This window comes from Acinetobacter sp. TY2 (genome assembly GCF_046269225.1).
In the GTDB taxonomy this organism is placed as follows: domain Bacteria; phylum Pseudomonadota; class Gammaproteobacteria; order Pseudomonadales; family Moraxellaceae; genus Acinetobacter.
This window is the reverse complement of record NZ_JBJZOR010000001.1, coordinates 183,551-206,098: the sequence shown is the minus strand read 5'-3', so window position 1 is coordinate 206,098 and position 22,548 is coordinate 183,551. Positions and strand designations below refer to the sequence as shown.

The 22,548-nt window shown below is 38.7% G+C and carries 21 protein-coding genes; 11 read left to right on the top strand and 10 right to left on the bottom strand.

Annotated elements, in window-relative coordinates; genetic code table 11:
• From ACK1JC_RS00950 to ACK1JC_RS00925, 6 genes are all read left to right on the top strand, one after another.
• Positions 1-1,194: a PLP-dependent transferase gene (locus ACK1JC_RS00950; RefSeq protein ID WP_409509980.1), complete on the top strand. Its 1,194-nt coding sequence runs from the start codon at positions 1-3 to the stop codon at positions 1,192-1,194.
• 39 nt (positions 1,195-1,233) lie between these two features.
• Positions 1,234-2,817, top strand: coding sequence for a helicase HerA-like domain-containing protein (locus ACK1JC_RS00945; RefSeq protein ID WP_409509979.1), 1,584 nt, complete (start codon positions 1,234-1,236; stop codon positions 2,815-2,817).
• Positions 2,818-2,986: 169 nt separating this feature from the next.
• Complete coding sequence (locus ACK1JC_RS00940) at positions 2,987-3,748, top strand: globin domain-containing protein (RefSeq protein ID WP_409509978.1); 762 nt, start codon at positions 2,987-2,989, stop codon at positions 3,746-3,748.
• 122 nt (positions 3,749-3,870) lie between these two features.
• Positions 3,871-4,314 carry an RrF2 family transcriptional regulator gene (locus tag ACK1JC_RS00935; protein ID WP_409509977.1) on the top strand — a complete coding sequence of 148 codons (444 nt, stop codon included), beginning with the start codon at positions 3,871-3,873 and terminating at the stop codon, positions 4,312-4,314.
• A 102-nt stretch (positions 4,315-4,416) separates the two neighbouring features.
• On the top strand, positions 4,417-5,253 hold the full coding sequence (gene yihA, locus ACK1JC_RS00930; protein ID WP_409509976.1) for a ribosome biogenesis GTP-binding protein YihA/YsxC: 837 nt from the start codon (positions 4,417-4,419) through the stop codon (positions 5,251-5,253).
• Between the two features lie 167 nt (positions 5,254-5,420).
• On the top strand, positions 5,421-6,368 hold the full coding sequence (locus ACK1JC_RS00925; RefSeq protein ID WP_409509975.1) for a metal-dependent hydrolase: 948 nt from the start codon (positions 5,421-5,423) through the stop codon (positions 6,366-6,368).
• Between the two features lie 73 nt (positions 6,369-6,441).
• Here ACK1JC_RS00925 and ACK1JC_RS00920 read toward each other — a convergent pair whose 3' ends face one another.
• The gene (locus tag ACK1JC_RS00920; protein ID WP_409510016.1) at positions 6,442-7,677 is read right to left on the bottom strand and encodes a dicarboxylate/amino acid:cation symporter; all 1,236 of its coding nucleotides are present in this window, start codon (positions 7,675-7,677) and stop codon (positions 6,442-6,444) included.
• 173 nt (positions 7,678-7,850) lie between these two features.
• A complete protein-coding gene (locus tag ACK1JC_RS00915) occupies positions 7,851-8,726 on the bottom strand; it encodes an acyl-CoA thioesterase (RefSeq protein WP_409509974.1) in 876 nt (291 codons plus the stop codon).
• Positions 8,727-9,047: 321 nt separating this feature from the next.
• Here ACK1JC_RS00915 and plsB point away from each other — a divergent pair, with 321 nt between their 5' ends.
• A complete protein-coding gene (gene plsB, locus ACK1JC_RS00910) occupies positions 9,048-11,615 on the top strand; it encodes a glycerol-3-phosphate 1-O-acyltransferase PlsB (protein WP_409509973.1) in 2,568 nt (855 codons plus the stop codon).
• A 256-nt stretch (positions 11,616-11,871) separates the two neighbouring features.
• Entirely contained in the window at positions 11,872-13,014 is a 1,143-nt protein-coding gene (locus ACK1JC_RS00905) for a catalase family protein (protein WP_409509972.1), read from the top strand.
• A gap of 110 nt (positions 13,015-13,124) precedes the next feature.
• Here ACK1JC_RS00905 and ACK1JC_RS00900 read toward each other — a convergent pair whose 3' ends face one another.
• On the bottom strand, positions 13,125-13,934 hold the full coding sequence (locus tag ACK1JC_RS00900; protein WP_409509971.1) for an NAD-dependent epimerase/dehydratase family protein: 810 nt from the start codon (positions 13,932-13,934) through the stop codon (positions 13,125-13,127).
• An 83-nt stretch (positions 13,935-14,017) separates the two neighbouring features.
• Here ACK1JC_RS00900 and recG point away from each other — a divergent pair, with 83 nt between their 5' ends.
• Positions 14,018-16,063: an ATP-dependent DNA helicase RecG gene (gene recG / locus ACK1JC_RS00895; RefSeq protein ID WP_409509970.1), complete on the top strand. Its 2,046-nt coding sequence runs from the start codon at positions 14,018-14,020 to the stop codon at positions 16,061-16,063.
• Positions 16,064-16,183: 120 nt separating this feature from the next.
• Complete coding sequence (locus tag ACK1JC_RS00890) at positions 16,184-16,813, top strand: ComF family protein (protein ID WP_409509969.1); 630 nt, start codon at positions 16,184-16,186, stop codon at positions 16,811-16,813.
• 3 nt (positions 16,814-16,816) lie between these two features.
• Here ACK1JC_RS00890 and ACK1JC_RS00885 read toward each other — a convergent pair whose 3' ends face one another.
• Both ACK1JC_RS00885 and ACK1JC_RS00880 read right to left on the bottom strand, forming a co-directional pair.
• A complete protein-coding gene (locus tag ACK1JC_RS00885; RefSeq protein WP_409509968.1) occupies positions 16,817-17,206 on the bottom strand; it encodes an NUDIX hydrolase in 390 nt (129 codons plus the stop codon).
• A 92-nt stretch (positions 17,207-17,298) separates the two neighbouring features.
• Positions 17,299-17,895, bottom strand: a complete 597-nt coding sequence (locus tag ACK1JC_RS00880) for a TIGR00730 family Rossman fold protein (RefSeq protein WP_409509967.1) — start codon at positions 17,893-17,895, stop codon at positions 17,299-17,301.
• 157 nt (positions 17,896-18,052) lie between these two features.
• Here ACK1JC_RS00880 and ACK1JC_RS00875 point away from each other — a divergent pair, with 157 nt between their 5' ends.
• The gene (locus ACK1JC_RS00875) at positions 18,053-19,066 is read left to right on the top strand and encodes a magnesium and cobalt transport protein CorA (RefSeq protein ID WP_409509966.1); all 1,014 of its coding nucleotides are present in this window, start codon (positions 18,053-18,055) and stop codon (positions 19,064-19,066) included.
• Between the two features lie 160 nt (positions 19,067-19,226).
• Here the strand turns inward: ACK1JC_RS00875 and ACK1JC_RS00870 are convergent, their stop codons facing one another.
• The 5 genes from ACK1JC_RS00870 to ACK1JC_RS00850 are packed head-to-tail and all read right to left on the bottom strand — an operon-like array spanning position 19,227 to position 22,468.
• On the bottom strand, positions 19,227-19,514 hold the full coding sequence (locus ACK1JC_RS00870) for a lipid asymmetry maintenance protein MlaB (RefSeq protein ID WP_409509965.1): 288 nt from the start codon (positions 19,512-19,514) through the stop codon (positions 19,227-19,229).
• Positions 19,515-19,539: 25 nt separating this feature from the next.
• A complete protein-coding gene (locus ACK1JC_RS00865; protein ID WP_409509964.1) occupies positions 19,540-20,169 on the bottom strand; it encodes a phospholipid-binding protein MlaC in 630 nt (209 codons plus the stop codon).
• Between the two features lie 27 nt (positions 20,170-20,196).
• Complete coding sequence (locus ACK1JC_RS00860; protein WP_409509963.1) at positions 20,197-20,874, bottom strand: outer membrane lipid asymmetry maintenance protein MlaD; 678 nt, start codon at positions 20,872-20,874, stop codon at positions 20,197-20,199.
• The gene (gene mlaE, locus ACK1JC_RS00855) at positions 20,874-21,653 is read right to left on the bottom strand and encodes a lipid asymmetry maintenance ABC transporter permease subunit MlaE (RefSeq protein WP_409509962.1); all 780 of its coding nucleotides are present in this window, start codon (positions 21,651-21,653) and stop codon (positions 20,874-20,876) included. The genes ACK1JC_RS00860 and mlaE overlap by 1 nt, the downstream gene beginning before the upstream one ends.
• A complete protein-coding gene (locus tag ACK1JC_RS00850) occupies positions 21,650-22,468 on the bottom strand; it encodes an ABC transporter ATP-binding protein (RefSeq protein ID WP_409509961.1) in 819 nt (272 codons plus the stop codon). Before ACK1JC_RS00850 ends, mlaE begins: the two co-directional genes overlap by 4 nt.
• Positions 22,469-22,548: the final 80 nt, after the last annotated feature.

Below are 22,548 nucleotides of genomic sequence, written 5' to 3'. Positions count from 1 at the left end.
GTGAAATATAATCATCAAACAGCTTTAATTCATGCACCTCGCAAAGCACCTCAATATATTGCGACAGTTCAACCGCCTTTATTTCGTGCATCGACCATTATTTTTAAAAATACCGATGCACTGTTTAATCGCCATTGGACGGATGCTTATGACTATAGTTATGGTACACATGGCACACCCACTACTTTTACTTTAGGCGATCATATTGCTCAAATAGAAGGCGGAAAATATTGCCTACTTGCACCAAGTGGTTTGTCTGCCATCAACCTCGTCAATTCTTGCTTTTTAGCGCATGGTGATGAAGTGTGGGTCTCAGATAACATTTATGGCCCCAATATGGAGCATTTGCGCAATCTTGAAATGCGCTATGGTATTACCGTCAAAGTCTACAACCCGATAGATATTGAATCATTCCAACCCACAGAAAAGGCGAAATTAATTTGGTTAGAAGCGGCTGGCTCAGTGACTTTAGAGTTTCCCGATTTAATCAATTTGGTTCAAAAAGCCAAAGTGCACAATATTCTGACTGCTCTCGATAATACTTGGGGGGCAGGACTTGCCTTTAATGCTTTCGACTTTTCAAGCGAACATTTAAGTGTAGATGTAACCGTGCATGCACTGACTAAATATCCAAGTGGTGGTGGTGATATTTTGATGGGTTCAGTGGTGACACGGGATGAAAAATTGCATCATCAATTATTCCGTATGCACGCCATTCAAGGCATCGCGATTTCAGGTGATGATGCAGCACAAGTTCAGCGTAGTCTTTCATCAATGCAACTACGTTATGAGCATCAATCTGCTTCAGCGATTACGCTGTTAGAATGGCTTAAAACTCAACCTGAGTTTGCACAAGTCCTCCACCCTGCCGACACAGACAATATTAGTCATCGTTTTTGGAAAGACACTTGCCAAACAGCGCAAAGTGCAGGGTTAGTCAGTGTTATTTTTAAACCTGAATATGATATGAGTGCCATTCGCTCATTTTGTGATAATTTATCATTATTCAAACTTGGCTTTAGCTGGGGTGGTCCAGTCAGCTTAGTGATGCTTTATAACCTCAAAGATATGCGTCATTTAGATACTCCACATTTAAAACAAGGTTTATTGGTGCGTTTTTGTATTGGTCTTGAACATCCACAAGACTTAATTCAAGATATCACCACAGCACTACATCATATGAAAACAAAATAAGCAGCGACATCAACGGAATAATCACAATAGGAACCGTACATGAGCACACCAATCGTAATTGCAAAAAAAACGTCAGATACTACACAAGATATTGTTTTACATTCACAGTTTGCTAACCGCCACGGTTTGATCGCAGGAGCAACAGGAACTGGAAAAACCGTAACATTAAAGGTACTTGCCGAAAGTTTTTCTCGTATAGGTGTGCCTGTATTTTTGGCAGATGCTAAAGGTGATGTTTCAAGTATTGCCAAAGCAGGCAGTAGCAATGCTAAGTTTGATGAGCGTATTAAAAGTTTAGGTATAAATGCTGTCCCATTCGCGGCGTCTCCAACCACTTTTTGGGATTTATTTGGTGAACAAGGGCATCCTATCCGAACCACTATTTCTGAAATTGGTCCTTTGCTTTTAGCACAAATGCTCAATCTAAATGAAACACAAGAAGGTGTACTTTCTGCGGTGTTTCGTATTGCAGATGACCAAGGTTTACTACTAATTGATTTTAAAGATTTAAAATCAATGCTGACTCATGTCAGTGAACATGCAGCCGAATTAAAAGCTGAATATGGCAATTTATCTCCTGCGAGCTTAGGTGCAATTCAACGTAATTTGCTCGCATTGGGTGATCAAGGTGCAGATCGCTTTTTTGGTGAACCTAGCCTCGATATTATGGATTTTATTCAAACCGATCCTAATGGTCATGGTTACATTAACTTATTGGCTGCCGACAAGCTCATGAATACCCCGAAACTCTATGCAACATTTTTATTATGGATGCTGTCTGAGTTATTTGAAAAATTACCTGAAGTCGGTGATATGGATAAACCTAAATTGGTATTCTTCTTCGATGAAGCCCATTTACTGTTTGACAATGCAAGTCCTGCGTTACAAGAGAAAATTCAACAAGTTGTACGCCTCATTCGTTCTAAAGGCGTAGGTATTTATTTTGTTACACAAAGCCCTTTAGACATTCCTGAGAATGTTCTTGGACAATTAGGTAACCGTGTGCAACATGCTCTCCGTGCTTTTACTCCAAAAGATCAAAAAGCCGTAAAAACAGCTGCGGATACGTTTCGTGCCAACCCAACCTTCAAAGTCGATGAAGCCATTACTGAACTTGCAGTAGGTGAAGCCCTTATTAGCTGTCTAGATGAGCAAGGGACACCGCAAATTGTAGAGCGCGGCATGGTTATGCCTCCCTACTCTGCATTTAATCCCATTACCCTAGATGAGCGTAAAGCACTCATGGCTCAAAGTATTGTTGCTGGTGTTTACGATCAAATTGTTGATCGTGATAGCGCTTTTGAAATGTTACAACGTAAAGTCAGTGAAAATGAGCAACAGCTTGTTGCATTGCAAGTGGCAACTGAACAAGCCAAACAACTTGAGCAAATGCAAAAAGAACAAGCCAAGTTTCAAGCCAATATCGAAAAACAACAAAATAAAGAACAAGAACGCCTAGAAAAACTTCAAGCTAAAGAGGAAGAGAAAGCTGCTGCAGCACGCGCAAAAATAACACAAGATGTACTTGGTACTTTTGCAAAAAGTGTAGCACGTAGCTTAGGTGGTAGTACTGGGCAAAAACTAGTTCGTGGTCTATTAGGTTCATTGTTTGGTGGGCGCTGACCTTTTTTATTTCACCAATAAACACTTCATTTTAAAAAGCTTAAATTAAGGATAAACATTATCCTTAATTTTTTTATGCCTTTTTTACAACAAAGTTATTGTACATTTAAATATAAAGATGTATTTTAAATACATCTTTTAAATAGCCAGACAACAAGAGGTCCAGCAAATGACTCCTGAACATATTGAACTTGTAAAATCAACTGTTCCTGTATTACGTGAAAATGGTGTTGCTTTAACAAGCTACTTTTACAACCGCATGTTAAACAATCATCCTGAGTTAAAAAATATCTTTAACTTAGATAGCCAAAATTCTGGTCGCCAACCAAGAGCTTTAGCTGCTGCGGTTTTGGCGTATGCTGAACATATCGAAAATCCTTCTGTTTTAGCAAAAGCTATTGAACACATCACCACAAAACATGTCAGCTTAGATATTCAACCTGATCAATACGCGATTGTGGGTGAGAACCTTTTAAACTCAATCAGTGAAGTTCTCAATGTACCGATGGATTCTGAACTGATTGCCGCATGGGAAGTTGCATATTTACAATTGGCAGATATTTTAATTGGTGTTGAAAAACAAAAATATGAACGCTTAGCGACACAAAATGGTGGATGGGCAGGATGGCGCGACTTCACTATTAGTGACATTATAGCGACTGAACATGGGAAGCGCTTTACAGTTAAAGCAAGTGATGGTTTAACTATTATAGCTGCACCTGCTGGTCAATTTATTTCGGTAAAAGTTAAAGTACCTGGACAAGAACTACAGCAACCCCATCAATTCATCTTACTTTCAGGTGATGAACAACAGTACCAATTTGAAGTAAAAGCAACCGACAATCCAACCGAGTACTCAGTTTCAGATATTTTACTGAATCAATATAAAGTCGGCGATCAAGTTCAACTCACCGCTCCACAGGCAAAATAAGACTTTTCTATCTGCATTTAAATAGCAATAAATCGTAAATTTCAACTGAAAGCTCCCGAAAAGGGAGCTTTCAGGCTAAAATAATACAAACTACTAAGTCGCATCGATAAGATCACGCCAAAATGCAACTCAATAAATTCACTGATTATGCTTTACGCATACTCATGTATATTTCACGCTCTAGAGATACGCCTTATACCATTGCAGAAATTGCAGCAGATTTGCACGTCTCTCAAAATCATTTGACAAAAATTGTGCATTTTATGGCAAAGCAACATTGGATTATTACCACACGAGGTAAAGGCGGCGGCATTCAACTCAATCCAACAACTTTAAATGCCCAACTTGGCAATGTTGTTCAAGTCCTACAAGGCTATGCGCCTATTGTAGAATGCAATAATCCACCTTGTGTTTTTCGTACAAACTGTGGTTTAAAAGGTATTCTTGATCATGCCATACAACAGTTTTATCTTAGCTTAAACCAATACACCCTATCTGATGTTCTCAATACATCACCTCAAGGCTCAACAAATCAAGCTCCTTTGATTTCACTGCTTAATCTGTAACATTTTTCATCATGATAAATTGGCTTGTTGATCTGCAAAATTCGCCTGAATCACCGACTTCCTTTATAATGCATCTTATTCCGTTATTTTCGAAGTTGGATTATGCATCGCCACAGTGGTAAATCAAGAAACGCCAAAATTGCTCAAGCACCTAAGCAAAAAATTAGTTATGAACGCAAAGTGGACTCTGTGGTTGAAGAGTATGCAAATTCGTCTTTAAACTGGTTACGCAGAGCTGAGTTTCTGATGAGTGCACCAAAACTGAATTTATGCGTAGAAGATACGGGATATGAAGTTGCTTTTGCAGGTCGCTCAAATGCAGGTAAGTCAAGTGCAATCAATGCATTGACTAATCAAAAACAACTAGCACGAGCATCAAAGCGTCCTGGTCGTACCCAAATGATTAACTTTTTCAGCTTGGGGAATCCTGATCAACGTCTTGTCGATTTACCTGGCTATGGCTATGCTGCCGTACCTGAATCGATGAAAATTGTTTGGCAAAAAGAACTTGAAAACTACCTGATTCATCGTCAAAGTTTACAAGGTTTAGTGTTATTGATGGATATTCGCCATCCTCTACAACACTTCGATGTCATGATGTTAGAGTGGGCGTATTCTCGTCAACTTTTTGTTCATGTTCTATTGACTAAATCAGATAAATTGAACCGTGGCCCAGCTAGTCAAGTGCTCATTGATGTACAACAACAACTGCGTAAAATGAAGCTCAATTTCTCCATTCAGTTGTTCTCATCAATGAATAAACAAGGACTTGAAGAACTTGCAAGTGTTATGGCAGGACGTTTAAATTACACATTGGAACAAAATACAGTGTTTGATTTAGATGCTATTCCTGAAGCTTCGGAAGATGATCTTTTAGATGATGAACAAGATATGGATCAAGATGATGATTTAGGCGATGAACAGCCAAATTTAAACTAAAACCTTCTTTTTTATAGATTGTCCAACAAAAATCATCACCAATTGATATTTGATTGTCCCAAATTGCTAAATACAATTTGGGACTTTTTTTTATACTCAGTACATGTAAGCATTGTTGATGATTACAACAAATAAAATCATAAACAATTAGAATCAGGGACTCTGCTATGAAATTACTCTCACGCATCAAAAACAGTAAAATTGGTTCTTCCATCCAATACTCAATCAAACCGCGTAAAGTCAAATTTGAATGGAAAGATACACCGATTGATTGGATTCCAAATCAACCTTTCATTAGCTATTTTATTAATGAAATTAATATGATTTTACCTGCTGGTGAATTTTGGTTTTGTCGTTTATACAACAAAGTTTTACCACAAATTACCGATGAAAAACTGAAAGAAGATGTTCGTGCATTCATCCGCCAAGAAGCTATGCATGCTCAAGCACACAACTCAGCAAATAAAGAATATCTCACTATTCGTAACATTGATGTTGAGCGTAATCTAAAATTGATGGATTTGTTATTTACTAAAGTTCTAGCTGACAAACCCCTCACCTTTATTCCCGTACCTGGCCCACTTGAGCATCAATGGGATTTATTCCGATTAGGCATTATTGCCACTGTAGAGCACATGACCTGTGTACTCGGAAAATACGTTCTGTACAACAAAAAGTGGGAAGAGCTCGGTGCAGATGCCAATATGCTTGATTTGGTCAAATGGCACGGTGCAGAAGAAATTGAACATCGTACTGTCGCATTTGATCTTTATCGCCATTTGGGCGGTGGTTATATTTCTCGTTACTATCAGAGCTTACTTGTAATTGCTGCTGTTATAGGGCTATGGGTTGATGGTGCAGCACATATTATGAGACAAGACCCACGTTTCGCAGACAAAAAACCTGCGCTTTATAAACCATGGATTTGGCGTGAATGGGTTCGTATTGCGCAAACAGATAACCGTCTTATGCCACATCCGCTTTGGTTGGTTTCACAGCAACTTGGTTATTTGATGCCTTGGTATGATCCAGTACATGAAGCAAAAACTGAAGATGCAATTGCCTATTTAGATAAATCACCTGCTGCAAAACGAGCATTACTGAAAGTTGCATAATACAAATTACAGAAAATTTTAAAATAAAAAACCTGCTTTAGCAGGTTTTTTATTTTCTCTAAATACTTCTAAACTAATTATTTACGACATTTCTCGTATGGCGATCAACCACCACACTAATCATCATATCACCTTGAACATTGACTACGGTACGTACAGTATCAAGTAAACGATCTATAGGAAGTAGAATTGCAATTGCTTCGGCAGGTAATCCAACAGACTGTAAAACCATAATCATCGTCACCATGCCTGCACTTGGAATCCCTGGTGCACCAAGCGATGCAATCATTGCTGTCAAACAAACAATCAATTGTTGTCCTATACTTAAATCTAGTCCCATCAAGTTTGCAATAAACAAAGCAGCAGCAGCTTCATAGAGTGCCGTGCCATCCATGTTTAATTGTGTACCAAGCGGGATCACAAAACCTGCAACTTGCGGACGAACGCCTAAATTTTCTTGTGCACACTTCATCGACAATGGCATGGTTGCAGAACTCGAGCTTGTTGCAAATGCAGTGATCAGTGCTGTGCGTGTTCCCTTAAAAAAGGTGATCGGACTCATCTTGCCAAAAATCCACAGCAGTAATGGCAGTACAACTGCTCCATGAAAAATAGTTGTACCCGTTACAACGGCAGCAAACTCCGCTAAACGACTCAATATTGAAATATCTTCTGTCGAAACCAATTTTGCAAGGAGCGCAAAAATACCAATGGGCGCAAGTTTCATGACCCAACCAACAAGCATCATCATCACTTCAAAAAATTGCGTACTGAGCTTTTTGATTGAATTAAATCGTTCACCGCCTTTCACTAAAGCCACACCAAGCATCAATGCGAAAACAACAACAGCAAGCACATTACCATCCGAAAATGCCTTGAACGGATTAATTAAGGTATTTTGAATAAAGTTGGTAAAGAATGCAGATGGCGTCAGTGTATCTGGTGTTTGATGTTCATTCATTGCATCCTGAAACATAGCAATATCAACGCCCTGTCCGACACCAAATAAATGCGCTGCACCAATACCGAGTATCAATGCCAATGTCGTGGTCGTCACACAGCAGAGCAATGTAATTTTCCATGTCCGACTCAACTGCCCGCCCGACTGTAAATTAGATACCCCAACCACAATGGAGCTAAATATAAGTGGAACCAAAAGCATTTTTAACAGACCAATAAAAATGCTACTCAAAATACTCAAACCATAAATACTATGGTCAAAAAAAGCGGTCTGAGGAAATTGATTGAGTAAAAATCCAAATGCGACGCCCAATATGGCTGCAATCAGAATCTGAGTATTCAGGTTCATCGTCATTATGCTTTCTTATAAATTCAAATTGAAATATGCCATTGAAACATTGAATAATCGAGAATTTTTTTGTGAAAAGCACATAACCAACTCTTCTATTGAACAATAAAAAGCCCTGAATTATTCAAGGCTTTTATCATGTTACATGTCTTTTATAGCTATTTTAAATCATATTATTGCGTTTCAATTTCACGTAAACGCATTAAGCCTTCTTGTGTTGTACTACAAACCAACTGACCATTTTGCCACATACGCCCAAAGTTCAAACCACGTGAATTGGCACTCACCGTTGCATCCATGTCATACAGCATCCATTCATCGGCACGGACAGGTCTATGAAAATAGATGGCATGATCAATGCTCGCACATTGCAAACTTGGCGATAAATAATTCACGCCATGTGGGCGTAAAGCCGTCATCATTAAAGTGTAGTCTGAATAGAAAGCAACAATTGCTTGATGCAAGGAAATATCATCAACAACATCTGTAGGCAAGTCTTGATGCGTCCGTAAATAATGCGCATACGACGGTGCTTCAGGCTGTGGCTGAAATGGATTACTTGCATTTACCTGACGAATTTCAACCTGACGTGGGCGCATAAATGCGGTACGAATATTTTCAGGAACGAAGCTCACCAAATTTTCTTTGAGCTCTTGTTCAGGCTTTAATGTTTCAGGCGCAGGATATTCTGGCTGCTCAATTTGATACTCCAAGCCCTCTTCATAATTTGCAAAAGACACCATTGCTGTGAAAATGATACGACCGTGCTGAATAGCTTTCACTTGGCGACTTAAGAAACTTTTCCCATCACGCAAATTTTCAACTTCATAAATAATGGGTGCGTTAATATCTCCCCCATATAAGAAGTAAGCATGTAATGAATTTACAGGACGATCTGCTGTATAAGAAGCCGCACGTAAAGCCTGCCCAAGGACTTGTCCACCAAATACACGCTTGCCTACAAGGTTACGGCTTTGTCCACGAAAAATATTCGCTTCAAGCCTTTCTAAGCTTAGTAGTTCAACCAATTCTTGGGTTAGATTATTCATATACAATCCGCACGATAAGAGATAAGGCTCTAAAATAGATTCCGTATTTTCTGTATTTGGCTGCTATTTCTAATCAAAAATAGTGACTCAATACAGATGATTTTTTATTTTGCCACAACTCCCTAGCAAAATACTAAATTTTGATTGACTGTGTTGTCACAACTTAACTTTGTTATAATCTGTAAAAATACGATTTTTAACGATAAAGTCCGCGTATTTCACTATAATTTGGCTGAAAATGACCTATTGTTTGTCTACTAATTTATAGAAAATATTGCTCATTGAAATACATGTGCTGTTCATCATTTGCTAGGAGTTTTTATGTCCAAGAGTGGTTTTGGTCAAATGTACCGTCGGCTTTCCAGTAAGCTGCTTGACCTTGTGGTCACACCGCATGTTCTTGGAGAAATTCCGTCCGATGTAGCAGCGGATTCTCAATCTCCACAACAAGCCAATAAAAAAGTGGTCTGCTATGTTTTACAAAACCATTCTCGTAGTAATGCGTTAGTGGTTGATGGTGAAACACGTCGCTTAAAACTCCCAGCAGCACTTGATCCACTTGTACTTGAAACACAAAAAGAAAAAGCAGCGGTCATCTTTTTACAACATCAAGATGATCATAATTTACTGCAATCGACGACGCATTCATTTCCACCGCGTCTATTACGTCTCATTGAATTTTTAGAAAAACACCCTGATTACGACATTGAGCTGATTCCAGTCACGGTGCTTTGGGGGCGTTCACCCGATAAAGAAGATTCATTACTGAAACTGTTGTTTGCAGATACATGGGCAACACCAGGTAAAGTCAAACAACTAATGAATATTGGCGTTCATGGTCGTCAGTCTTATCTAGAGTTCCATGATGCACAATCGTTAAAAAGCCTTGTGGAATATGCCAATATCCATCATCCAAATATATCACCTGTCACTTATATTGTTAGTCATCTCAATCAATATTTAGATCGTCAGCGTGAAGTGATTTTAGGGCCTGATTTATCTGACCGCCGCAATGTTATGCACTCATTGATTAAAGCGCCTGATGTACAAGATGCCATTCGTAAAGAAAGCATTCGTTCTAAAGTAAGCATGATTGATGCTGAACGCAAAGCCATTGGTTTTGTCAATGAAATCGCTTCGGACTACTCAGCGTCAGCAGTACATTTTGCCGATAAAGCACTAACTCGTTTATGGACTCAGCTTTATGATGGTGTGGAAGTGCATAATTTCAGTACCGTTCGTGAGTTGGTCAAAGATTACGAAGTCATTTATACGCCATGTCACCGTAGTCATATCGACTACCTATTATTGTCATATGTGATCTACAAACGTGGTTTGATGGTGCCGTATATTGCCGCAGGCGATAACTTGAATATGCCGTTTGTGGGTCAACTTCTGCGTGGTGGTGGCGCATTCTTTATTCGTCGTTCATTCCGTGGTAATGCACTTTACACTTCTGTATTTAAAGAATATTTATTTAATATTTTGTCACGTAACACACCTTTAGAATACTTCATTGAAGGTGGTCGCTCACGTACAGGTCGCTTACTTCCACCAAAAACAGGTATGTTGGCAATGACGGTACATAGCCATTTACGTGGTCGTGCGAAACCGATTGTCTTCATTCCAACTTATGTGGGTTATGAGCGCTTGATGGAAGGTGCAACCTATGTCGGTGAGATGAATGGTAAAGCCAAAGAGTCTGAATCCATTTGGGGTATTGTTCAAACTTTGAAAAAGATTGAACGTATTTTCGGTAAAGTTCACGTTAACTTTGGCGAGCCTGTATTCTTGGATGATTTACTCAAAGCACACGGCGCAGACAAGATCAAAATTGAACATAATGATGATCCGATTCCACAAGAAATTTCAAATGCGGTAAATAGCTCAGCCAATGCAATTTTAGAAAATATCAACCGTGCTGTCGTGATTAACCCTGTTTCATTGCTCTCTTTGATTTTATTGGCGACACCGAAACACACGCTTGATGAAGAAATTTGTGTGAAGCAACTCGATACTTATCGCAATTTGCTCACCGCTATTCCTTATGATGGTCGTACGCAAGTCACGCCACTTTCAGGGAAAGAAATCATTGCTTATGGTCTTAAACTAAAATTGATTAAGCGTGTACCTCACGTCCTTGGCGATATTATTGCGATTGCAGACAATCAAGCAGTTTTACTAACATATTTCCGCAATAACATTTTGCATGCTTTTGTTTTACCATCACTTATTGCTGCCTTGGTAGAGCATAATGGTCGGATCAATAAAACTGATTTGTTAAATGTCATTCGTACGCTTTATCCATTTTTGAAAGCTGAATTGTTCTTAAAATGGAAAGATAGTGAAATAAATGCTCAAGTCACTGAATATATTGATGCTTTGGCGCAAGCAAACTTGATTTTTGTCGATGATGAAGATTTTATTTTCTGCCCTACGCCAAATTCGGAAGACCATAACCAGCTTGCAGTTTTAGCTGCGCCTGTACGTCAGAGTCTTGAGCGCTATTACATGACGATGGCTTTAATTTCGCAACGTGGTTCGGGCAATATTTCGATTCGTCAGGTTGAAGAATTGAGTTATTTAGTCGGTCAGCGTTTGTCTGTGTTATATGAGTTCAATTCACCTGAGTTCTTTGATAAAGCACTATTCCAAAGCTTTGTAAAAGTATTGACGGAACAAGGTTATATCAAGACCAATGAAGATCATGCGATTGTGTATGGTGAACAATTTAGCAATGTTGCACAGTATGCCAACTTGGTATTGGATGATGTAACTTTACAAATGCTTCAACACATTACGTCATTTACTGATGATGAGTTAAAAGCGGCTTTAGATGCTTTAGCTGCGCAGCAAGCGAAGAAACGGTTAAAACGGAAGAAGAAGTAAATCCTTATACATCCCTCCTCTCCTAATTGGAGAGGAGGGATTAATTTAAAATATAATCGATATCTATTTGAAAATAAAAATCAATTTAGCATCCCTCATTATCTTAAATAAGTTATATTTGAAGCTAAATTTAACTCAAAAATATTTATAAGCTCAGTGGCTTTTCAATTTTATAATTATTGATGGATTAAATGAACCTGATCTCTATCAGGCAAATAAATTAGACATGATACTTGCTCAGCGCAAGGAGATATCAATGATAAAATTGATCAAGCCTATATGTTTAAGTCGACTATTACAGTCTATGGTAATCATCAATATCTGCTCTACTGTCAATGCGAATACCTTACCGATTACACTTAACTCGTCAAATGATGTTACTTATCCCGCAATAGATGAAGGTCTAAATGAAAACCTTTATCCAAATGAAACAACCACAGCTATAGAAATTGCAGACACCATTGAAACATCCATTCGAAAGCACTATACAACAGGTATCGCACTACGAGATGCACATCCTAAAGCCCATGGCTGTGTACATGCAGAATTCAAGATCAATGAAAAACTACCTAAAAATTTAGCTCAAGGTGTTTTTATTCCTGGAAAAACATATCAATCTTGGATTCGCTTTTCTAATGGATCTCGCGATGCGACGCAAGCAGACATAAAAAAAGATGCTCGAGGCATCGCAATAAAAATTTTAGGAGTACCAGGAACAAAGCTTTTAGCAAATGAAGCATCTACTCAAGATTTTATTATGATTAATCACCCTGTTTTTTTTGTAAATAACCCTGCTCGTTATTTATCGTTAATGCAGGATATAAATAGTGAGCATTCTTCTAAACAACTTCATATCCCCTTTGCATTAGGGGCGAAAGGCACTTGGATCGCATTCAACTCTCGAAATAAAATTTCAAATCCTTTGCATACAAGGTATTGGTCTATGGTGCCATACCAGATGGGACTAGGACAGAATCGTGAAGCTGTAAAGTATTCTATACAAGCATGTTCAGCATTTAAAGAGACTATTCCATACGCTCCGAATCATGATTTCTTAAGAGAAGCACTCAAAACAAGTCTGCAAAAAAATGATGCTTGCATGGAGTTTTTAATACAGCCTCGAACATCAAATACCATGTCAGTCGAGGACTCTATGACTGAATGGAAAGAAAGCAAAGCCCCTTTTTATAAAGTAGCAACAATTCGTATTCCACAACAAGTTTTTGATACTCCTGAACAAAATAAGTTTTGTGAAAACCTTTCTTTTACCCCATGGCATACGCTACCTGAATATAAACCGCTTGGAGCAATAAACAGAATGCGAAAAGTGATTTATGAACGTATTAGCCGGGTGAGACATGAGATGAATTCTACTCAAAGAATAGAGCCTCATTCATAAATTGATTTATATAGAAGTTATAAAATTATAGATCATTCATGCTTCACAAAAAAATTCCTAATTTTTAAATGTTTAATAAAATCAATTACAAAATAACATGCATCAAACATTTATAACAACTTTCTATAATCTAGCAAACAACTATCATGCTTTAATTTATACCCACTATTCACCATATTCTTCGCAAAAATCTTTTTCCCAGTTTCATTCTGACTTTGCAAAACCAACTCAGGTAAATTCAAATCACGTTGAATTTTTAAAATCATTTCATGCAAAGGTTGGGGTTGGTTATTTGTACAAATATATGATTTTTCAGGATGTTCCACGTGAAGCAAATGCGCTAAAAAGTTCGCCAGATCATAAATATGAATCCGATTAGACCAATTAATATTAGAATAAGTCTTTGTTACTTCAGCAAGTTTTACCATTCTTGCAGATGAATCCCCATAAATCCCTGTCGGGCGTACAATTACACATTCATTTGGATAAGCCTGTTGCCATAATTCTTCCATTTTTAACAGCAAATAACCTTGCTCATCACACGGAATAGTCGGTGAATCATCGTTAATCACCGCACCATGATTCTCCCCATACACACGAGTTGAAGACACCACAACAATCCTCTTCACAGGATGATCCTTTAATGCACGAACAATAGGCTGAACAGAATTGACATAAGTCTGCATGTAAGCTTCAACAAAACTTAAAGACGTATTTCGAGGTGGTGCTAAAAGCACATAGACAGCATCGACAAGTGAAATCTGCGATAAATCGAGTTGATGTATATCTTGCGTCAGATGTTGAGCAAAATCATCAGTCTTTGGACTACGACTCACTGTGGTAATTTGGTGATTCTGCTGAAATAATTGTTTAGCAACCCGCGAAGATGTTTTACCATAACCTATAAATAGAATATGCATGATCCGACCTATTTAAACCGATTCATCAAAAATTGACTCACCGAAACTGATGATTAAATCAGTACACACTAAGTTGAGGGAAAATGGCTGCTGTTCATCAATTACAAGGCGTTGGCAATGCTGCCGCAACTTTACTTGAAAAACTGAATATTTTCACGACAGATGATCTGCTGTTCCATTTACCACGTGACTACGAAGATCGTAGCACGATCATTGCCATGAACCAATTACAGGTTGGACGTAGTTACCTTATGGAAGGCGTGGTCAAGTCTATTGAAATGCCACCTGGAAAACGCAAGTCGATGGCGATTTTATTGCAGGATGATTTCGGTAAAGTCACCTTACGTTTTTATCATATTTATAAAGCCTTGATGGATCGAGCCAAAGCAGGTAATCGCTTGAGAATATTCGGTGAGGTTCGAGTCGGTGCAAGAGGTTTAGAGTTATATCATCCTGAAATACAGCTCATTACCGAACTTACACCACTACCCCACACTGAACTCACCGCAATTTACCCTGCGACTGAAGGCTTAACCCAACCTAAACTACGTGAATACGTCAAACAGGCACTGAATCATCACGCCGATGATTTACCTGAATTACTCCCTGAAAAATTCACCAATGGTTATGCGCTAAATCAAGCACTTGAATATATTCATCATCCACCTGTAGATGCCAATATGTTGCAACTGTCGCAAGGTTCACACCCTGCTCAGCAACGCCTAATTTTTGAAGAATTGGTGGCACATCAAATTAGCTTATTGACTCGCCGTGCATATATACAACAAATCGCAGCACCATCATTTAGCTACAGTAAAACCTTTGCCAAGCAACTATTGGCGAGCATGCCTTTTGAAATGACCAATGCACAAAAACGTGTATCAAATGAAATTGCCAAAGATTTAAAGCAAAACAAACCAATGCTTCGCCTTGTTCAAGGTGATGTAGGCGCAGGAAAAACACTTGTTGCAGGAGTTGCCGCCTGCCATGCACTTGAGGAAGGTTGGCAAGTTGCACTCATGGCGCCGACTGAGATTTTAGCGGAACAGCATTATTTAAACTTTAAAAAATGGTTTGAACCACTCGATTTAAATGTGTCATGGCTTTCAGGCAAACAAAAAGGTAAGGCACGTACTACGGCTGAACTCACGCTAAAAGATGGTACTGCAAATGTAATTATTGGGACACATGCGCTATTTCAGGATAATGTCGAATTTGCCAAACTCGGTTTAGTCATTATTGATGAACAACACCGTTTCGGGGTCGATCAGCGTTTAGCACTGCGTAATAAAGGCGTAGACAATACCACGCCACATCAATTGGTGATGACTGCCACCCCCATTCCTAGAACACTCGCAATGTCTGCTTATGGTGACTTAGACACTTCAGTCATTGACGAACTTCCGCCAGGTCGCACACCTATTCAAACCGTGACAATTCCGCTAGAGCGTAGAGAAGAAGTTTTACAGCGTGTTGCGAAAAACTGTGCCGAAGGGAAGCAAGCCTATTGGGTATGTACACTTGTAGAGCAGTCTGAAACCTTGGATGCTCAAGCGGCTGAGGCCACTTATGCGGAAATTAAAGAACGTTTTCCACAACTAAATATTGGACTTGTACATGGCAAAATGAAGGCTGATGAAAAGCAATCTGTCATGCAACAATTTAAAGACAATGAATTACAGTTATTGATTGCTACCACCGTGATTGAAGTGGGTGTTGATGTGCCGAATGCCTCTATTATGATCATTGAAAATGCTGAACGTCTTGGGCTTTCACAACTGCATCAGCTTCGTGGTCGTGTCGGACGTGGAGCAACAGCGAGTTTCTGCGCCCTGCTGTATAAGCATCCGCTGTCCCAAAATGGGCAAGAACGTTTGCGTATCATGCGGGAAACTAATGACGGCTTTCTGATTGCTGAAAAAGATTTAGAAATACGTGGACCAGGTGAATTACTTGGCACAAAACAAACAGGTGATATGGGCTTTCGTGTTGCCAAGCTCGAACGAGATGACCACTTACTAAATCAAGCACATTATATCGCAGGTCAAGTTTTAAAAGATTATCCTGCAAATGCAGAAGCCTTGCTGAAACGATGGCTACCTGAAGCACCAAGGTATGCATATGTTTAAACAAAGTCCTCATCCCTTTTAGGGGGGACTTACTTTATTAATTCCACTATGCAAAAATCATTTTTTAATAGCTAAATTTACTTTAAAATTGATATTTAAAATTAAAAAAAGAATAAAAATATGTTCCAACTCATCAGCCGAATTCTACAAAAAAGCGTACAAAGCATGTCAAATTGTCTACTCTGTGGCATAGACCAACAACAATATCATTCATTATGTAACGATTGTTGGGGACATCTGCCATGGCTCAAACAACATATCATACGGCATGAACAACAAATTCTTTGCGCTCATCATTATCAATTTCCCATAGACCGAGTGATTCTGACCTACAAATATGAACAACAATTACAATACCAAAATTTACTGGCACACAGCTTATTAAATTTAAGACTGCCTAAAGTCCAAGCCATTGTACCTATGCCTATTTCAACGCAACGGCTCGCAGATCGTGGCTACAACCAAATGCTAATTATTGCCAAAATTATGGCTAAGGAACTAAATATTCCTGTATGGCAACCCATTAACCGTGAAGCACAACACTCGCAAAAAGGTTTAAGTCGAATCGAACGTATTGAAAATATCGAAAATCAATTTCAAATCATTTCTACCGAAAGACGTAAATATAAAAAAGTACTCATCATCGATGATGTAGTGACCACAGGTAGTTCTATTCATGCACTTATACAAGCACTGAACAAACTCGGCTGTCAGCAAATTTATAGTGCCTGTATTGCCGCAGCAGACTAAAACCTATAAATTTGCCCTACACCACGGAATAACCACTTCCCTTGTAAGTGGTGCAAGTAAAGTCTGATCATGGTCTAAATCAATCCATTTCATTTCTGCAATTTCAGCATCCATTTTTGGTGCGTGATCTAAATTTACCTGATAAACATAACTCACCAATTGATGCCCTGCTTCATTCGCAGCGAGTGTTTCAAAGCGACCTAAAAATTGCTGTATTTGTGCAGTCGTACTAATTTCTTCTTCAATTTCACGTAGCATTGTTTGTTCAGGTAATTCATTGATCTCAAGTTTTCCACCAACTTGCATAAAAAATTGAGTATTTTTCTTTCTCACCAATAATAACTGATTTTGATCATTCAAAATAACAGCCGCAGCAACAGTAATAACATTCATACATTAAAATAATTAAAAGCAAAAAACACAATATATTGTGATATTAATTAAAATTAAAATCAATATATTGTGTTTTTACAACTTAACAAAAACTAAGCACGCTTTTCTTCTTGTACTCTTTCTTGTTTACCCCATTTTGGTTCAGGTGCAACAAATACTTCAAATTGAGCCATAATCGCTTCTATAGAATCTGAACAAATCAAGGCATCAGTAAAACGTTCTTTAGTAAAACCTTTCTGTGTACTCAATTGAATAAACTTAAATAAATCACTATAAAAACCTTCAACATTTAAAAATGCACACGGCTTTAAATGAATACCTAGCTGTGCCCAAGTCCATTGTTCAAAAATCTCTTCCCATGTCCCAGAACCACCCGGTAAAGCAATAAAACCATCGGAGAGTTCAGACATTTTAGTTTTACGTTCATGCATATCTTTAACAACATACAGTTCTGTTAAATCTGGATGCGCCAATTCAGCATCGACCAAATTCTGTGGAATCACACCAATGACCTGACCACCAACAGCCAATGCGCTGTCTGCAAGAATACCCATCAAGCCTGAACGACCACCACCATAAACTAAGGTTTTCCCTTGCTTGGCGATTAATTCACCCGTTAATTTTGCCGTTTCAGCAAAGATAGAATCTGATCCAAATGCAGATCCACAAAAAATTGCGATAGAATTCATATAAATCTAACCCTGTTATGCTATGGTCATGATGTAAAATTAAACAATACGAGAGATTTTTTAAAAATAAGCGATGTATTCCGTGTTTTCCTCGGAATCCTTGTCTAAAATACACCCATCAATTAACTCAGTATACTGCGCAAAGGAGAAAGAGACGATGCTTGAAGCCTTTTATGCCACAGAGCGCGGTAGCTTGGAAGATGCAACCATTAATGGCGGTTTTGACTTACACCCTGAATTGGTTTGGGTTGACCTTATTGCACCTTCACAAGAAGAACAAGAATGGGTGCTAGACGCCTATGAACAAAATCTTCCTACGCTAAAATCACTCGAAGATATTTCATCCTCTGCTCGATTCTATCGTGATGATGATGGAATTTTACATATCAGTACCTATTTTTTAACAAAAAATAAAAACTATCAGGTTGAAGGTGATCCTGATGATTCAACTAACATGCTGGCAACGGTACAAACGGTTGCATTCATTTTGCATAAAAACCGCTTGTTCACCTTACGTGGTGAAAAACTTGTAGCATTTCGTGCATTTCGTGCCCGTGCCCGCCGCAATGATTATGATATTGACTATAAAGATCCGACTTGGATTTTACTTGGTCTACTTGAAGCTAAACTCGATGAACTTGCCGATATCCTCGAAGATATTCACAAAGACCTTGAGTCGTATTCAACTGAAGTCTTGAACGTGCGTCATCGTGAAATGATTTTAGACCTTGATGATATGATTACACGTTTGGCTCAAAAAGAGGATATGCTCGGAAAAGCACAACTCTGCCTGATTGATTTACGCCGAGTACTGACCTTCTTATCCCGACCTCGTGCATTGGGTAGTCATATTTATGATGCAGATATTCGAGAGCTTAGTGAGGATGTTCGCTCACTGGTCGAACACGATGCATTCTTATTCCAAAAAGTTCGATTCCTGCTCGACACCACGTCAGGCTTCATTAATACTGAGCAGAATGATACGATTCGTCGATTCTCCATTTTACCCAGTATGCTTGCACCACCCATGCTAATTGCAAGTATTTATGGTATGAACACCGAAGTTCTACCTTTTGCACATGGTTCGACAAGCTTTTATGTTGTGATCACAATCTTGATCGCGTTCTTTGTAGGACCACTCATTTACTTTAGATGGAAAAAATGGATTTGATGAGCAAGGCTTTGAAACACTGCTTCAAAGCGAAGCAAAAGAAATGCACCACATCTACAATCATGCCCGAATATTCTTACATATATTGAATATTGCTAATCTCAAAATTTTACAGAAATAAAAAAGCACCTTTCGGTGCTTTTTTATTTACTTTAATGATTTAAATCAATATCAAATCATCTTGTAAATGACAGGCTTGAATAATTTTCATCATTTTTGTAGGTACAGCTTTAAATTGTAATCCTTGCACATTCGGTGTTTGGCGCAACCACTGTACCAACACTGACAATGCCAAAGTACTCCCATGTTCAAGCTGAGATAAATTGATTGTCAGTGGAAATTTATTTTCATCACGAATAATCTTCAAACCACTTTGATAATAGCTTTCAGCATTATCATAAGAAATTTTACCGCTAACATACAATTCCTGATCTTTTAATTCAATCACGCATCCACCCATCATTCACAATCAATTATTTTTTCACTGCTGCATCAGCATCAGGTTTGAATGTTGCAATTGCCTTATCAATATTGCCATTGTTACGTTGAACGTTTGCTGCAAACTGATTGCGGAACTGTAAGCCAAGATCAATACCAGATACATTGATGTTACGGATTTTCCATTGTGAACCTTGATCTGACAGTTGGAATGACACAGGGATTTTTTCACCTTTGTTATTAAAGTCGATCGTCACTACAGGATTTTTACTTGCACTCGCTTTATACGGACGCATGGTATAAGTTTGATTCGTAAATTTCGCAAACGCACTACCGTAGTTTTCGATCAATGTATTACGAAAATTTTGTTCAAACTTAGCACGCTGTGCAGCATTACTGTATTGATTCGTCGCATATGTTCCCATCACAATACGTGTAAAAGCCTGACCATCGACATACGGATCAAGGTTTTGACGTACAATCGCTTTTACAGCATCGGGGTTACTCTGAAGTTTCGCATGATCTGCTTTCAAACGTGAAATAAGACCATCAGCAACACGCTTAACAAAAGCGGGAGGCGCTTCAGTAGGTGCTGCATTGGCAACTGTCGCCATCATTGTTGCAAGAATACCTGCTGTAAAAGTTTGTTTTAATACTATATTCATGTTCACCTTCAGTTACTCCTCTAATGCTTATTCGACAAACGAATTTTGAGCATCAGTTGTTTCGGTCGTAGCAGGTGCATCTTTAGACTCAGATGCAGCGCTTGATGATTTACCTGCACCACCTGTAATAAATTTAGAAATTAGATCTTCAAGATCCATTGTGCCTTGTGTATTACCTACAGCATCACCACGTTTGAGGTAATTCAAACCACCACCAGGTACAACTTTTAAATATTTTTCACCCAACAATCCATTGGTCGCAACCATAATATAAGCATCTTCATCAATACTTGTGATGGATGTCATGTTACTAATCAGTGTTTTTTCCATTTCTTTTTGTTTCACAGCATCTGCAGACTGATAATCAGCACTGTAACGCAATTCTTCGAGTGCATTTTGCTGTACATCTTTCAATTGTTTACTATCAAATGATGTCAATTGACCGTCCAAATCAAATGTGACTTTTGCAAGGCGTGAAACAGGGTCTAGGGTAATAGATTCCACACGACCAATGGTGACACCACTCATCGTTACTTTGGCACGAGGTTTTAAACCATTCACATTATCAAATGTAGCTGTCATGCTATAGCTATCTTTGAGATTTGTCCCCATCAAGCCACTAACCTTCATGGCAAGGAAAAATAGAGCAATCCCAAAGACAATGACAAAAATACCTACGGCTAGCTCACTACTACGTGATTTCATTAAACCCCTCCGAACATGACCGCAGTCAACACAAAATCAAAACCAAGTACACAAAGCGATGAATAGACAACCGTACGTGTTGTCGAAGTAGCAATACCTTCCGATGTTGGCTCACAAGCGTAACCTTGATATACCGCAATCCAAGTACAAATAAGTGCAAAAACAATACTCTTGATAATTGTGCCATTAAGCACATCTTTACTAAACTGTATTGTGCCTTGCATACCGCTCCAAAATGAACCTTCATCAACACCCAAAAAGTCCACTCCCACCAATTTACCACCCATAATTCCAATGGCAGCAAAAATAACAGATAACATAGGTAAACTTACAATCCCCGCCCAAAGACGCGGTGAAACAATACGTTTGAGTGGATCAACACCTATCATTTCCATACTTGAAAGCTGTTCTGTCGCTTTCATTAAACCAATTTCTGCAGTTAATGCAGAACCTGCACGTCCTGCAAACAACAACGCAGCAACAACAGGTGCAAGTTCACGCAGTAAGGTCAATGAAACCATTGTACCAAGCATAGACTCAGAGCCAACATTAACCAAAATTGAATAACCTTGCAGACCAATGACTAGACCAATGAACAGCCCAGATACTGCAATGATTAATAATGACATGACCCCGACACGGTACATTTGATACAGAAATAGTCGGAAGCCCAAAGCTGTAGGCATAGAAAATAAGATCTGCAACAGCATCTGCGTTGCAACTCCAATGCCCTGTACACGCTCAATAACACGTCTACCTAATAAGGCAATTGCATTCATGAATGTACCTCATTCTTTAAATACGGCTGATGACTAAACTGATAATCAACAGGTCCTTCCATCGAACCTGTCAAGAATTGCTGTACAAACGGTGAAGCATGCTGACGCAATTCATCAGGTGTGCCCTCTCCTTGTACTTTGCCCTCGGCAACCACATAAATATAGTCAGCAATAGATAAAGTTTCAGATACATCATGTGAAACAATAATTGAAGTCAAATCGAGCGCATCACGTAAAGAGCGAATCAAGCGCGTTAAAACCCCCATCACAATTGGGTCTTGCCCTGCAAATGGCTCATCATACATAATGAGATCAGGGTCAAGTGCTATAGCACGCGCCAAAGCAACACGGCGATTCATGCCACCCGACAGCTCAGCTGGCATCAATTTTTCAGCACCACGTAAACCAACAGATTCAAGTTTTAAAGCCACAAGTTCTGCAATTAAATTTTCAGATAATTTCGTATGTGCACGAATGGGAAAAGCCACATTTTCATACACCGTCATATCTGTAAACAATGCACCACTTTGGAATAACATTCCCATACGTGCACGTGCAGCAAAAAGCTCATTTCGTGACATGGATGCAATATTTTTTCTATCAAGCAATACTTCACCATGATCAGGCGTCAATTGTCCCCCAATTAGGCGCAATAAAGTTGTTTTACCTGTACCTGACGGCCCCATGATTGCGGTAATTTGTCCACGTCGAATTTTAAGATTTACATTGTCATAAATGACACGTTCACCACGATTAAAACTTAAATTGCGTACTTCAATTAAAGCCTGATCGTCGGGAAGTGTTTGATTATTCATAATTGAACATTTCCTGCAATTACAGTCCGCATACTATACTCTGATCACCCTGAGTTGTATTAAGATGAAATAATAATAAT